The sequence below is a fragment of the Bradyrhizobium sp. Leaf396 genome (assembly GCF_001424605.1).
Lineage (GTDB): Bacteria > Pseudomonadota > Alphaproteobacteria > Rhizobiales > Xanthobacteraceae > Bradyrhizobium > Bradyrhizobium japonicum_C.
On sequence record NZ_LMQJ01000013.1, the window covers coordinates 18,821 to 31,778 of the forward strand.

Below are 12,958 nucleotides of genomic sequence, written 5' to 3' on the forward strand. Positions count from 1 at the left end.
CCAAAACGAGGAACTTAGGATGAAAAAGCTTGGTCAGTTTGCATTTGCCGCGACATTGCTGGTCGTGGGGAGCCTCCCGGCGGTCGCACAGCAGGCGCAAACCACGCCGTCCGGCGGATCCATGCAGGGCATGTCGGACAAGAATATGAACCCATTTCAGAAAGACGCTATGTCTGCAATGGACAAGATGAACAAGTCCATGATGCAGGGGATGATGGACGCCGACCCTGAGATGGCATGGATGAAGGGCATGGCCGCGCATCATCAGGGCGCGATTGACATGTCTGAGGCCCTTCTCAAGAACACAAAGGACGGTGAAACCGCCAAAGAGGCGCGCAAGACAATCCAGCAGAATGAGAAGGATCTGAAAGAGCTTCAGGCGAAAATGAAAAAGGAAGACAAAAAAGAGGACAAAAAAGGCTAGGCAGTAGGATCTCAGCTCGAATGACTCTTGGTTCGAACGAGAGCCTTGGCCATGGGCTGAAACGCGGTGCAAGCGACTAGCCTCGCTTGCACCGCTGCGTAGTCAGTGTTGGTGCCCAGCCGGCTTGTTTGCCTCGGAAGATGATTTGGGCGTGTTTTGCTGACGCATGTTGGGCATGTTCTCCATGTCATCGTCGGGCGGAGCTTTCGCGATGATCTCCTGGTATTGAGCGCTGGACATGCCCTTCAGTTTAACCACGAAGGCGACGATGTTCCAGATCGTGGCGTCATCATGGGAGCGTCCCCAGGCAGGCATCCCCGTCATCTTGATTCCATGTTTTGTCACCCAAAATATCGCTTTTGCATCCAGACTCGTTTCGGACAGGCTGGGCGGTTTAGGATAGAGCCCTTCTCCTAACTCTGTATCAGGCTTGCCGGGCTCCGAATGACAGTTCGCGCACATTGCGGCATACTGTCCGGCACCCTTGAGTATTCCTTGCTCGTCGGAAAGATCAGGTGAGGTCAGAGAGGCGGTGCGAGCCGCGATGGAGCGCTCGCGCGTGAGCTCCATGATCTGCCGCGTCAGCGCCCAGTGAGGTGTGTCGGCTCCGATGTCATATGTCCCTGACGTGATGAACACGATCGCTCCTATTGCAATGCCGCTGACAAGCAGAGCCGCCGCGAGTAAGAGTTTTCTCACTATATCAATCCTTATCTTTGGGTTCTCTTTTGGGGTCTCTTATTGATTTAGAGCCAGGACGCTTGCGACTGGCCACCACGACCGAAATCCTGCCCGCGACGATCGAAAACGACCGGTCCGGCGCCAGTGCTCGCAACCCGGCCAGCGACAGGCAGCTGCGCCAGGTGTCATCAAAATGCGGTGCAACAGCTTCAGTTCCCCAGAGCACCGCCGCAAAGCCGAGCATCTTGGCTTCTCGGCTCGCAGCTGGCCGGACCAACTCGACGACGTGGAGACGACCGCCCTGGCGCAAAAGAGGTGTAAGGCCCCGCAGCAGCGCAATTTTATTTACCGGCACCAGGCTATGCAGGGCGAAATTGCAGACGATCGTATCGAATGCCTCGTCCGTGAATGGAAGCTCCGCGTTCGCGGGCACTTCAATAAGGTTGACATTGTTGAGGTCTCGGCGCCGCGCAGAGCGCGCGTACCGTCGACTTTCGTGCGGCTCGACTGCAACAAAGCAGACATCTGGGTGGCGCCTTGCGAAGGACAATGCCGCCGCAAAGCTCTGCGGCCCGACGATCAGCACCTGCTCGCCAAAATCGGAATCAAGCAAGGGGTATAGGCGAGAGCACCACTCAACATCGGTCACCATGGACAGAAGTATGCGGTTGTATATCAAGCGCGCGGCGCCGACGCGCACCCGAAAAACTGCGCTCTTCAGCCATCCTGAGATCGAGGCTCCGATTGTCCGCCTTCCTGCGGCATGTTCCGTCATTGTCGTCTTGCGTCGGCGCTGGAAGGATCCGGACCTGAAGGGTTCCGCGAATCCTTGGGCGACCATGATCTCAGCCAGGCGACTGCAATGAGAATCGCGATACCGCCGATGCTCACAGCGAGCTGCATAGGCAAAGAATCGGAGATCAGTTCGAGCAGGAAATGGCCGACGAACGACAGGAAGATACCGACACAGAAGACCTCGAGCGAATGGCGCCCGCAGAGCAGCATGGGACGCAGGACTGGACTGCCAAGCCAGCGGCTGCGGCGAGGTACGAGGTGAACAGTCAGGATGGCCAAGGCCATAAAATGCAGAAGACGTGAGGGAGCAAGATTGGTTTTGTCGTCTATGGCCAAGCCATTCGACACCGAGGCGAGCGCGGATGATTGCATCCCCAAATTTTGCGGCAGCGCCACGATCAGTGCGAAGACCAGGTAAAGGATACAGACGCCCAGCGCCGCCGGAGAGGTTAACAACCAGCCCGCTTGCGTCGCTCCCCCAAGAGCGCTCCACGCGCCAAGCACGAACAGGAGCTGCCAGGCGAAAGGATTGAAATACCAGACGCCCTCGGGCCAAGCGGGCAGATTCCAGCCAAGCAAGGGTGCAAGAAAATACAGGCCAAGCGAGCAGAGGAGCGTGGCGTTGGGCAACGCCAATATCGCGCGCAGCACTACGGGAAAAAATGCCATCAAGACGATATAGAGCGGCAACACGTCCATGTTCAACGGCTTGAACTTGAGCAGCAGCCCCGCGGTGAGATACCCAATCGGGTTGGCGATGAGCCCGGCAACATTGAATTCGTCCAAAAGGTGCGAGTGACGATAGGTTTGCGCGACCCAGCCGATCGCCGCGACGTAGACAACGAACAGGAGAATGTGCGCCACATAGATTTGCCAGACGCGCCGCATTAACTTGACTGCACCTGCCCAAAAGCCATCGCGGCGCATGGGTTTGGAGTAAGCCAGGGCTGCCGTGTAGCCGGAGATGAAGACAAACAGGTCGGCAGCATCGCTAAAGCCGTAATTCCTGGTCGTCAGCCATGCCACTGCATTGTTCGGGATGTGATCGAGAAAGATCGCCCAGTTGGCAAGCCCTCGAAAAAGGTCGAGCCTCAAGTCACGGCCGTCCCTCGCGGGCGTCTTGGTAGCAGGCCCATGGTCCTCCGGTGTCGTGATCTTCGTCATGTAATTCATCGTGGCGCGTGGAATCCGGACCAGGTCCCGGGGCGACGTCCGCAGCAGGCGTTCATGACTTCGGTCGCATTGCCGTGAGCGGATTGATCGTTGGCTCCCCGCATTGGATCGCGATCACCTGACAGCGTCCTGAGCAAAACCGACCAGCTTCGACGCATTCCTCCATTTTGCTGGCGCATTGCAATTCCTTTCCGCTGCTCGGAGCAAAGTCGCAGCGCACTCTTCGGGAACGCGCGCGGGGATAAGGCGATCTATGGCGCATGAGCGTGCGGCGATGCGGCACATCTGCGCGCAAGCCATCAAGAGGTGAACTTGCGTCGCCTTGCCTGCGCTCACCTTTGGAGCCAGGCCAGGCTGCGATACTGTTCGGGTACCTCCGATAACAGCGCAGGCCATCGCCGATGCACGTCGGCATGTCCTGTTCCGTCGACTTGATTTGACGGTTAGTCATTGGCCTATCGCACGTCGAGAACCAGCGTCGATCCGCCGCCGCCATGCTGTTCCACATTGTTGTTGGCGGTATGATGCGGGATATGACAATGAACGAGCCATTTGCCCGGCCGCCTTGCCGTCCAGACCACGTCGTAACGTTGACCCGGACCAACATTCACCGTGTCGGCCTGATAGCGAGCGCTATCTTTGAGGTTGACGCCGTCGACCGCCACGACTTCGAACGGTCCGCCGTGGACATGCATCGGATGCACGAAGTTGTTGTTCGTACCGATGAAGCGAAGCTTGATCGTCTCACCCACTTTCATGGTGATCGTGTCAGTGGAGGGATAAGCCTTGCCGTTGATCGTGAAGTAATTCGGTAGCGCTCCCTCCATCAGCATGGCCGGATAGGTCAGCCATTCCCGCTTCAGCCATTCTTGCAGCTGTATGGTGTAATCTTGGTCAGCTTCCACTTCCATCGAAGGATCTTTTGGCGAGATGAGTAGCGCACCGTAGAGGCCCAACGCCTGTTGCCGGTCCGGATGATCGTGGCTATGGTAGAAATATGTACCGCTCTGCCCAACCTCGAACTCGTAGGTGAACGAGCAGCCAGGCGGCACCGGATCTTGAGTGATTTTTGCCGGCCCGTCCATTTCGTTCGGGACGATCAGCCCGTGACAATGGATCGTCGTGCCCTCCGGAAGCAAGTTGCGGACATTGATCCGCACGTGGTCGCCCTCAGTCAACTGCAGGCGCGGTCCCGGGACCTGCCGGTTATACGCGTAGGCCTCAGCCGCAACCTCGGGAAGAATATTCCAGCGAATGACGGATGCTTCGATGTCGAAGACCTTGATGCCATTTTCCACACGCGGCTGAAGGAGTTGATCTCCTTTGGCGTCCTTCGAGGCGACGTAGGTCACTTGCGAAGGCTTGACGGCAGCCATTTCTCTCATTGCTTCCCCGGAAAGATCGAACGTGTCGATCATACCGGGAGGCATGATGGAGCCGTTGACGTCGCGCGCGCTGAGCCGAAGATTGACCGAGAAACCGGGGATAACCATTCCTGAAATAAGAACGCTGTGACGCCTGCGAGCGCTGCCAGTTGAGGTGTCGTGGCCTCGCTGGCCATCTGGTGTCCAGCGCCTTGCTGCCCATGTCCGGCCGATGGCGCCGCTGCCCCTCCGTGCCCTTCATGACGCTGACCGCTGCCCTGCCGGCCGTCATCCCGCTCGGTCATCAGGCCGTGCTTGATCTTTTTCTTTACCATCCAGACGTTGAAAGGATAGGCCGTCGCAAATCCGACCATGACGCCAAGCGACATCACGGCCCAGAAGATCAATTCGAGGGGGTCCATCGCGCGCATGTCCCGGCCCATCATCAGCAGGCTCATCGTCGGCGCCATGCCGGCCATCATGGCGTTCATGCTGATGAATTCGGGCATGAAACTCTTGCGGACGTTGTCCCAGTAGGTGCCCCCCATCATTTTCTTCATGAAGAGCGATTGGAAAATGAACAGGCCGAAGGAGAAGCCGGCGAGGTACTCGACGATCAGGTCGATCCACATCGGCAGTCCCATAGATGCCGTGATGGCGGCCGCCAGAATGATACCGGTCGCATCGCCAGCTACGCAGTGGATCGTACTGCCGACGCCTTGCTTCCACAGCGGCGAAGTGAAGTGCTCGTGCTCGCCCGGACGCGGCTCCTTGTCCGCAAGCACGTAGAGCACCAGTCCAAACGGACCCATATAGAGCGTGACCAGGATGAAACCCCACTTCATCACCGTCGGCTCGGGATTGCCGTTGAATTGATCGAAGGCGACGAACGCGGTGGACGCAAACGAGAGCGCGAACCAAGCGATCAGGAAGTAGTCGTAGGGAAGAGCGATCACGCGTGATCCTCGTTTTGGAAAAAGGGCACATTAGGGAGAGCGCGTAGCGGTAGCTTCATGAGCAAACTTCCGCCCTCGTGGGGCAAATCGACATGCCACGGAATCGGCGCGCGGCCACGTTGGCGAAAGCCAAACCTGCGGTAGAATGCGACGGCACCTTCGTTGTCCGCCCAGACGTGAAGCGTCAAAGAGGCGTGCTTCTCACGTCTCGCATCGCGAACGACCGCGTTCAGCAAGGCGGTTCCCACGCCCGCTCGTCGACAATCCCTCAGAACGCTGATGTTGTTGAGGAGATAGCTCGACCAATCGTTCAGTTCGAACCGGGGTTGGAGCAGCAAGTCGCGGCTGGTCGGATTAGGAACGGGGTATTCGTTACGAAGCAGACTCGCCGGAAACGCGTTCGCCATTCCCACAACGGTGCTTCCGGAGAGTGCGACCACGCATCGTTCGAACGAGAAGATGCCGCCGGGCTCGCACACCATCTGGCGGTAAACATTCAGCGCGGCCGATCTCTGACCCAAGCCTCCCAGAATGAATTCAATCACGTCCCCGCTGGCCGCATGAGCCAGCTGCGCGATGGCTGAACAGTCAGAAATATGCGCCCTCCGCACGAAAATAGCGCTGCCTGGCCCTGCAATACCGGCGCATTGTGGCTGCGAACGGGTGTCGTCCGGCTTGGTCATTTGGATGTCCACCTCGCCGATAGCAGCCTTTCGCGCCAGCGTTTGCTGGCCGTGGCGAAGACGTTGTATCCGACCCAAGGATGCTTCTTGATTCGTGCGAGACCGTCGAGCTCTTCAAGCTGCATGAAAACGCCATTCTCCTCATCGAATATGTAGCGCTTGAGCGAGGTCTCTTCTGCGAGATAGCGCGAAACCGCATGCGTCCGATCGGAGCCATGCTCTTCGCAAATCACGACACAATCAGTTTTGAGCAGACCTTGCCCGCCGCGCAAAGCCTCGATCTCGACGCCTTCGACGTCCAGCTTGATGACAAGCGGCCCTGAGGCATCGATCAGCCCTGCCTCGGCTAACCCATCGAGCGACACAGTCTCAACGCACCCTGGCTCTGATTGCGTGAGCGGAACGGTTGCAAACTTTTCGTGCTTGGCGCCCGCGACACGCACAATCTCGCCGCTTCGGCCGCCGAGGGCGGCATGCAGATAGCGAAAGCGATTCCCATTGAGCTCGGCGTTGCGTTTCAAACGCTCGGCATTCGAGCTGGATGCCTCGATGGCAATCGCCTGCTGAGCGCCGAACGGGCGGCTCGTGGCAAGAACGGACCAGTAACCAAAATTGGCGCCGCAATCCAGCAAGGTGTAGTGATCCTGACAAGCGGCACTCAGAAACGCCTCGATCTCTCGTTCATAATCGTAGCTGCAATTGAGCAGTCTGCTCCAGTATGCGTCGCAGAAAGGCATTGCAAAAAGCGCATCCTCGTTCAATCGCACGAGGAGTTCGCGGGGTGCCATGACCGATCCGACAACTCGGCACCCGACGCCATACCCGCGGTGCCCCATCGCCTTCGTCGCAGCCGATCCGGCCTGCAACGCGCTGACCGCAGCACGAACAAGCGGGCTTGCGCCCGTCAGTTGGCCGCTGGCACGATCAAATACGAGTGGCGGCGCCTGTTGCGCAAGCTTTGCTAAACCGTTGGACGGAGGCGGCACAGTTGCTCCTTGCGAGAGGGAGATAGTCGCGCATGCGTGCAACCGATACCGGTGCCGCATCCGTTTAGGCGCGGCACCGGCAGACGTTCATTTAGCTTTCTGCATCTTGGTGATGGTAATGCCACCTGACGCCCGTTCAGCTTCAAACTGGACCTTGTCACCGACCTTCACCTGCTTGAGCATCGATGAATCCTTGACACGGAAGACCATCGTCATCCCGTCATCGTCCATATCGAGGTTCTTGATTGGACCATGCTTGAGAGTGATCTTCCCCGCGGCCTCATCAATCTTCTTGACTTCGCCGTTGACCATCGCGGTCTGCGCAAGCGCGCCAGTTGACGACCATGCGAGTGACAGTGCAAGGGCGGTGATTGCGAACTTGTTTGGCTTCATTTTCAACTCCTTCGTTCGGTTTGCTCTGCATTCACGTTTGACGCGTCCGGTCGTTTCACGTCTCCTCAGCGCCAGAGTTGCCTATTTCGACTTGTGCATCTTCGTGATCGTCACTCCCTGCTGGCCACGTTCGGCTTCGAATTTGACTTTGTCGCCAATCTTCAAATTCTTCAACATGCCGGGATCGCTGACGCGCAGCACCATCGTCATTGCGTCCATTTCGAGGTTCTTGATCGCCCCGTGCTTGAGCGTGATCTTTCCCGCGGCTTCATCGATATTTTTCACCTCGCCCTTGACCATCGCGTTCTGGGCGAATGCAGCCTTGGACGCGACAATCGAGGCGAAGATGACGGCGATTTGCAAAAGTTTCATTTTTTCGACTTTGATGAGGTCCATTACTTCACGGTCACAGTGCCGACCATGCCGGACTCCCGATGCCCAGGAATCAGGCAGGAATATTCGAACTCGCCCGATTTGGTGAACTTCCAAACCATCTCGTCGGCCTTCTTCGGCGCGAGCCGCTTCGCGTTCGGATCGTCGTGCTCCATGTCGGGAGTCTTTTTCATGGCTTCGGCGTGCTTGAGGTTTTCGGCCGTCGTCGCAAGCACGAGTTCGTGGTCCAGCTCTCCGTTATTGCGCAGGACGAACTTGAGTTGTTCGCCTTTCTTGACTTCGATCTTCATCGGCATGAACATCATTTTCCCGTCCGTTTCACCCATCGTGATCTGCACGACGCGCGCCGGCTTCTGGGGGTCGCCCGGTTCGCCGGCCGAAAACGAATCGTCGTGGCTGTGGCCCTTGGGGCCTGCGCCGGCCCAAGCGATGGTGGAGATGGATGTCAATGCAGCAAAAGCGATCAGAGAGAGCGTGGTGTGTTTCATGATCTTGTTCCTCTAGTGTGGGTCGAAGCGGCCGTCGTTTCCTGAAGACTACATGCCTTTCATTCCCTTCATGCCTTTCATTGCCTTCATGTCGCCCTCCTTCGCAGCCCCCGCCGGTTTGTCCCTGCGCACAGGTTGCTGCGATGGTGCGTCGACCTCATAGGAAACGGTGCCCGCAGGATATTTGTAGGGGCCCGGGTCGGCGTAATCATCTCGCGCCAGGTCTTCGCGGATCTTCATGACAGTGAACATGCCGCCCATCTCGATCGGGCCGAATTGGCCAGAGCCGGTCATCATCATCAGGGTATTATCGGGCATAGGCATCTCCATTTCGCCCATTGCCATGCCGGTCGATCCCATCACCATTGCATCGGGAGCGAGCTTTCCGACGGCTCTTGCGAGTTCCTTTTTCGATACGCCGATCAAATTGCGCACATCGTGCCCCATCGCGTTCATGGTGTGATGCGATTTGTGGCAGTGAAATGCCCAGTCGCCAGGATTGTCAGCGACAACATCGAACGCGCGGATGGCACCGACCGGTACATCGATGGTGGTTTCAGGCCACTGCGCGCTTTCGGGCACCCAGCCGCCATCCGTGCAGCTCACGGAGAAACTATGCCCGTGAAGGTGAATGGGATGGTTCGTCATGGTGAGGTTGCCGATTCGAACCCGCACCTTGTCGTTGAGCCGCACGGCCAGCGGATCGATGCCCGGAAACACCCGACTGTTCCATGTCCACATATTGAAGTCGGTCATTTCCGTGATCTTCGGCAGGTAGGTGCCGGGATCGACGAGATAGGTGCTCATGATGAACACAAAGTCGCGGTCGACGGGACGGAAGCTGAGATCGCGCGGATGCACCACGATCATTCCCATCATGCCCATCGCCATCTGGACCATTTCGTCCGAATGCGGATGATACATGAACGTCCCGCTGTGCTTCATCTGGAACTCGTACACGAAGGTCTTGCCCGGGGGAATGTGGGGCTGATTGAGTCCACCAACGCCGTCCATGCCGTTGGGCAGAAGCACACCGTGCCAATGGATGGTCGTCTGTTCCGGCAGTTTGTTCGTGACGAAAATGCGCAGCTTGTCGCCTTCGACGGCCTCAATGGTGGGGCCCGGCGATTGACCGTTATAGCCCCATAAGTGGACCTTCATTCCCTCGGCAAATTCACGGACGACCGGCTCGGCGACCAGATGAAATTCCTTCCAGTCGCCGTTCATGCGCCAAGGCAAAGTCCAGCCGTTGAGAGTGACGACGGGATTATAGTCGGGCCCAGTCGAGGGACGCAGCGGCGGCTGCATCACCGCCTTGTCCATGATCGGCGCCTCGGGGATGCTCGCGGCTTGAACTCGCCCGCTGATAGCGCTGGCGCTGATCGCGGCGCTCGCCGTCAAAAGACCTCTTCGGGATAGCATGACCTTGTCTCCACTCAGTTGGTAGCTGCGTTCGCTTGCGTGATGGAAGGACGAGTCTGCCGACGCGCCTCTCCACCGCCCCCACCATTGACGACCGTCTGTAGTTCGGCCTTTGCCAGCCAAAACTCGCGTTTGGCTTCGATCGCGGCCCGCATTGCGACCAGGCGCTGGCGCGCCTCTTGCAGAACCGTGAAAATATCGACTTGCATGCTCGAGAAGCGGAGCTGCATCTCATCTGAGATGATGTTCCGGAGCGGCAAGACCTCGCGCTGATAATGGCCGGCGATATCGTAGCTCGACCGGTAGATACGATAGGCTTCTCGTGCTTCGGAGCGGACATTGACGGCTCTTTCCGTCAACAGATTGAACGCTTCATTGTACGTCGCGAGCGCACGTCGAACACGCACCTCGCCGCCGTCGAAGATCGGAATTTGGAACTGAACGTCAAAGCCACGTTCCCGGAACGGAGTTCCCTCGGGATCACGCGTCTTACGGTCGATGCCTGCAGCATCAAGAACCGTGATGAAACGTGACGCATTCGTCAGCGCAAGAGATTTTGCCAAAGCCGCCAGTTCAATCCGTGCAATCTGAAGATCGAGGCGATGCGTGACGGCATCAACTTCGATAAACGGCAGGGAGAAGGGTCGCGCTGGTAAGATAGGCAGCTTACCCGGCAAGTGAAAGCCCAGATCGCCGTTCCACAATCCTAATAGCCGCGCCAAGCGTTCGCGCGATGATATCGCCTCTTGGCGAAGGGTTGCCAGCTCTGCCGCAGTTTCGGCATAGAACGCCTGTTCGCGGGCCTGGTCGAGCTTGTTCATCGCCCCTGTCTCGCCAAGCTTAAGCGCGAGCTGTGCGGTTGCTTCAGCCGTGGATTTTGCATCGGTGAACAAACCGACAAGCTCGTTTGCAGCGAGCGCCCGATAATAGGCCCGTCTGACTTCCGCCGCGAGCCGCAGCGTTTCTTCGGCGGCTCGCAGTTGTGCAGCCTGAAAACGTTGGCGTGCGATTTCGGAGCGGAACGGCAATGTCGCAAGCGCTAAAATGTCGCCGACGATTTGTCGCTCGATTTCGACTGCTCCATCGCCAGCGATCCGGCTAATCGAGAACGTGGGATTAGGAGGCAGGCTGTCCTGAACAAGATCCGCCTCTGCGATCGCGAGCTCATTATAGGCCGCCTGCAATCCACGATTGTTCAACAAGGCGATTTGAACGGCGCTGTCCACGGTGAGGCCGCGCCGCAACAGCCGGCGGACGGCGTTATTTGCCCATTCTGCGTCTTCCGCCGAGCGGATCGCAACGACGTCTTTCTTGATGGTCTGCTGCGCCACATCTGCGACGACGGACATGCCGGCATCCGGCGAAAAGGCGGCACATCCGGAAAGCAGCAGCGCGCCGGCAACCGCGGAAAGGATCGGCATCGCACGACGAACATGCATCGGATTTGATCGGGTCAACATCGCTTCTCCTATTGAGCCCGCTTCGGCGTTGGCGCGACTTGTTGGTTCTGCTCCTGCCAGCCCTTTGGAGCGGCCGGCCGAAGGTGCGTGTAAGGCGCGACCGTCGAGCGGTAGCCCGTCCCAGCCACTGGAACAGCAGGATCGGCCGGGTCAGAACCGGCGAGCAAATAAGGCGGTGGCGTACATCCCCCCAGAACAGCAAGGCTTAGAACCAGGCTTGCGGCCGCGATTCGATTGCCCGTCACTTTGCTCGCGCTCCTGCTTGGCCAGGCGGCGCGGCCTATCCCCCCATTACGCATCTTTTTCCCTCGTTGCCTCGCTTGAATTCCACCATGCATGTTGTGCTCTGGCTTTGCCTTTGAACGGCTGCGTCCTGTGCTGAAGCCAGCATGGCTCGGTGATCGGGCGATATCAGCCCCTCCTGCGAACCAAACCCTTCGCGCAACGGAACGGCGCACCCGGAAAGGCCAGCACCGATCAGCATCATTTGCGCAGACATGAGCACGAATTTACGTAAGCGAGCCGCATTCGCCATTCCGGCGAACGGCGCACCTGATCCGGCGGCCATATGATTCTCCTGAACTGATGATGCGCGACTGCGGCGCGAGCCCTATGGGCTCGCTTCGCGAGTTTCGGACCTTCAGTTCAGGCGATTGGCGGGCGGTAGAGCGGCTTGGAAGCCGCAGTTCCCAAAACTTGCACAAGCAGAGATTGATGCTGCGCAGGGGGAATAGCGGGCTGACCGATTTCGGCCAAGGCCGCAGGCAGGGCACTCACGCATGACACGCCACAGCACTGATTGCTGTGATGTTTGTGGGTATCACCCGAGCCGTGCGCGGCCCCCGATGCTTCGCCCGCCACCTCCGACGAAGCAGCTTTCAACCCAACGCCGGCCCGCTGCGCAATATCGCTCTCCGCATCAACGTGATGCACACTTGCGGATTGAACGGAATGGATGTGAGAGGCGCCAGAATGCTGATCTTCGTCGACGAGGCAAGCGATGTTTCGTCCTGCGTCCATAGCGACCGCAAGAGCTGGCGACAGGACGCAAATCACATAGAAAATCGCGAGCAGCCAAGCTGCTCTTGCGCGAAAAGATTTGGTCACAAGCGTCAGCATTAAGGCCGATTCGTCTGCAAGACGGTTCTCTGAGACTACCCAGCGGGGATATTTGCACCAAATTATAGTTCATGCCAAGCCGGACGAATTGGAAAACGCGAAGTTTAGCCTCGGTGTGGCTTATTGGTTTAAACCGCCTGGCGGCACGTCTGCGGACGGCTTCTCTCAATTGTTCCGGGCGCGAGGCGTCCTGCCAGTCAAGGCTTTTGAGGTTTTTGCGTATCTACAACCGTTGAGGGGACCAATTGTCCGCAAAACGTCTTCTGCTCCTCGCCTCGACGGCGCTTGATCGTGATCCCTCCCAACCGTGGCCTTTTAGGAGCGTGCGCCTCTCGTTCGCATCGGGAAGCTCTTGAAGAGAGGGGGCAAGGATTATACCCTTCTGGGGTACAGGGGGGCAAAGCTGAGCGCCTCGAAAGGCGTTCAAGCTGGGAAAAGGTGAGATGGTCGGTTCGGCGAACTTCAGCAGAAACGCCTCCTGCTGAAGCGGGGGTCCCAACCCCGGATCATGGTGGGTGACGGCACAGGACCGCCCGAAGTCGTGGCCGCGCCCACCATGATCGAGTTCGAGAATCCTTCTTGCTGATTGGATGCCGCGTGGTCGCACTGAAAGAAGAGCAA

At 58.2% G+C, this 12,958-nt stretch carries 13 protein-coding genes and 1 pseudogene; 1 reads left to right on the plus strand and 13 read right to left on the minus strand.

Translation table 11 applies throughout. The annotated features are described in order from the left end of the window. Positions 1-19: 19 nt before the first annotated feature. On the plus strand, positions 20-424 hold the full coding sequence (locus ASG57_RS15125; protein WP_057196690.1) for a DUF305 domain-containing protein: 405 nt from the start codon (positions 20-22) through the stop codon (positions 422-424). Positions 425-526: 102 nt separating this feature from the next. Here the strand turns inward: ASG57_RS15125 and ASG57_RS15130 are convergent, their stop codons facing one another. From ASG57_RS15130 to ASG57_RS37800, 13 genes and pseudogenes are all read right to left on the minus strand, one after another. After that, positions 527-1,123: a c-type cytochrome gene (locus ASG57_RS15130; RefSeq protein ID WP_063817233.1), complete on the minus strand. Its 597-nt coding sequence runs from the start codon at positions 1,121-1,123 to the stop codon at positions 527-529. A 4-nt stretch (positions 1,124-1,127) separates the two neighbouring features. Next, positions 1,128-1,880, minus strand: coding sequence for a class I SAM-dependent methyltransferase (locus tag ASG57_RS36735; protein WP_162250058.1), 753 nt, complete (start codon positions 1,878-1,880; stop codon positions 1,128-1,130). Next, on the minus strand, positions 1,877-3,064 hold the full coding sequence (locus tag ASG57_RS15140; RefSeq protein WP_082528976.1) for an OpgC family protein: 1,188 nt from the start codon (positions 3,062-3,064) through the stop codon (positions 1,877-1,879). Before ASG57_RS15140 ends, ASG57_RS36735 begins: the two co-directional genes overlap by 4 nt. Positions 3,065-3,528: 464 nt before the next feature. Next, positions 3,529-5,393: pseudogene (locus ASG57_RS15145) on the minus strand (multicopper oxidase domain-containing protein). Continuing rightward, positions 5,390-6,076, minus strand: coding sequence for a GNAT family N-acetyltransferase (locus tag ASG57_RS15150; RefSeq protein WP_057196692.1), 687 nt, complete (start codon positions 6,074-6,076; stop codon positions 5,390-5,392). Before ASG57_RS15150 ends, ASG57_RS15145 begins: the two are co-directional and overlap by 4 nt. Next, on the minus strand, positions 6,073-7,062 hold the full coding sequence (locus ASG57_RS15155; RefSeq protein WP_057196693.1) for an FkbM family methyltransferase: 990 nt from the start codon (positions 7,060-7,062) through the stop codon (positions 6,073-6,075). The genes ASG57_RS15150 and ASG57_RS15155 overlap by 4 nt, the downstream gene beginning before the upstream one ends. Before the next feature lie 87 nt (positions 7,063-7,149). After that, positions 7,150-7,455: a copper-binding protein gene (locus tag ASG57_RS15160; protein WP_057196694.1), complete on the minus strand. Its 306-nt coding sequence runs from the start codon at positions 7,453-7,455 to the stop codon at positions 7,150-7,152. A gap of 81 nt (positions 7,456-7,536) precedes the next feature. Then, complete coding sequence (locus ASG57_RS15165) at positions 7,537-7,851, minus strand: copper-binding protein (RefSeq protein ID WP_502690791.1); 315 nt, start codon at positions 7,849-7,851, stop codon at positions 7,537-7,539. Next, on the minus strand, positions 7,851-8,336 hold the full coding sequence (locus tag ASG57_RS15170; protein ID WP_057196695.1) for a cupredoxin domain-containing protein: 486 nt from the start codon (positions 8,334-8,336) through the stop codon (positions 7,851-7,853). Before ASG57_RS15170 ends, ASG57_RS15165 begins: the two co-directional genes overlap by 1 nt. A 48-nt stretch (positions 8,337-8,384) precedes the next feature. Next, on the minus strand, positions 8,385-9,758 hold the full coding sequence (locus ASG57_RS15175) for a multicopper oxidase family protein (protein WP_057196696.1): 1,374 nt from the start codon (positions 9,756-9,758) through the stop codon (positions 8,385-8,387). A gap of 14 nt (positions 9,759-9,772) precedes the next feature. Beyond that, positions 9,773-11,197, minus strand: a complete 1,425-nt coding sequence (locus tag ASG57_RS15180; protein WP_230646672.1) for a TolC family protein — start codon at positions 11,195-11,197, stop codon at positions 9,773-9,775. 301 nt (positions 11,198-11,498) lie between these two features. Further along, a complete protein-coding gene (locus ASG57_RS37795) occupies positions 11,499-11,786 on the minus strand; it encodes a hypothetical protein (protein WP_156402699.1) in 288 nt (95 codons plus the stop codon). A 77-nt stretch (positions 11,787-11,863) separates the two neighbouring features. After that, positions 11,864-12,337: a hypothetical protein gene (locus ASG57_RS37800; protein WP_156402700.1), complete on the minus strand. Its 474-nt coding sequence runs from the start codon at positions 12,335-12,337 to the stop codon at positions 11,864-11,866. Positions 12,338-12,958 lie beyond the last annotated feature (621 nt).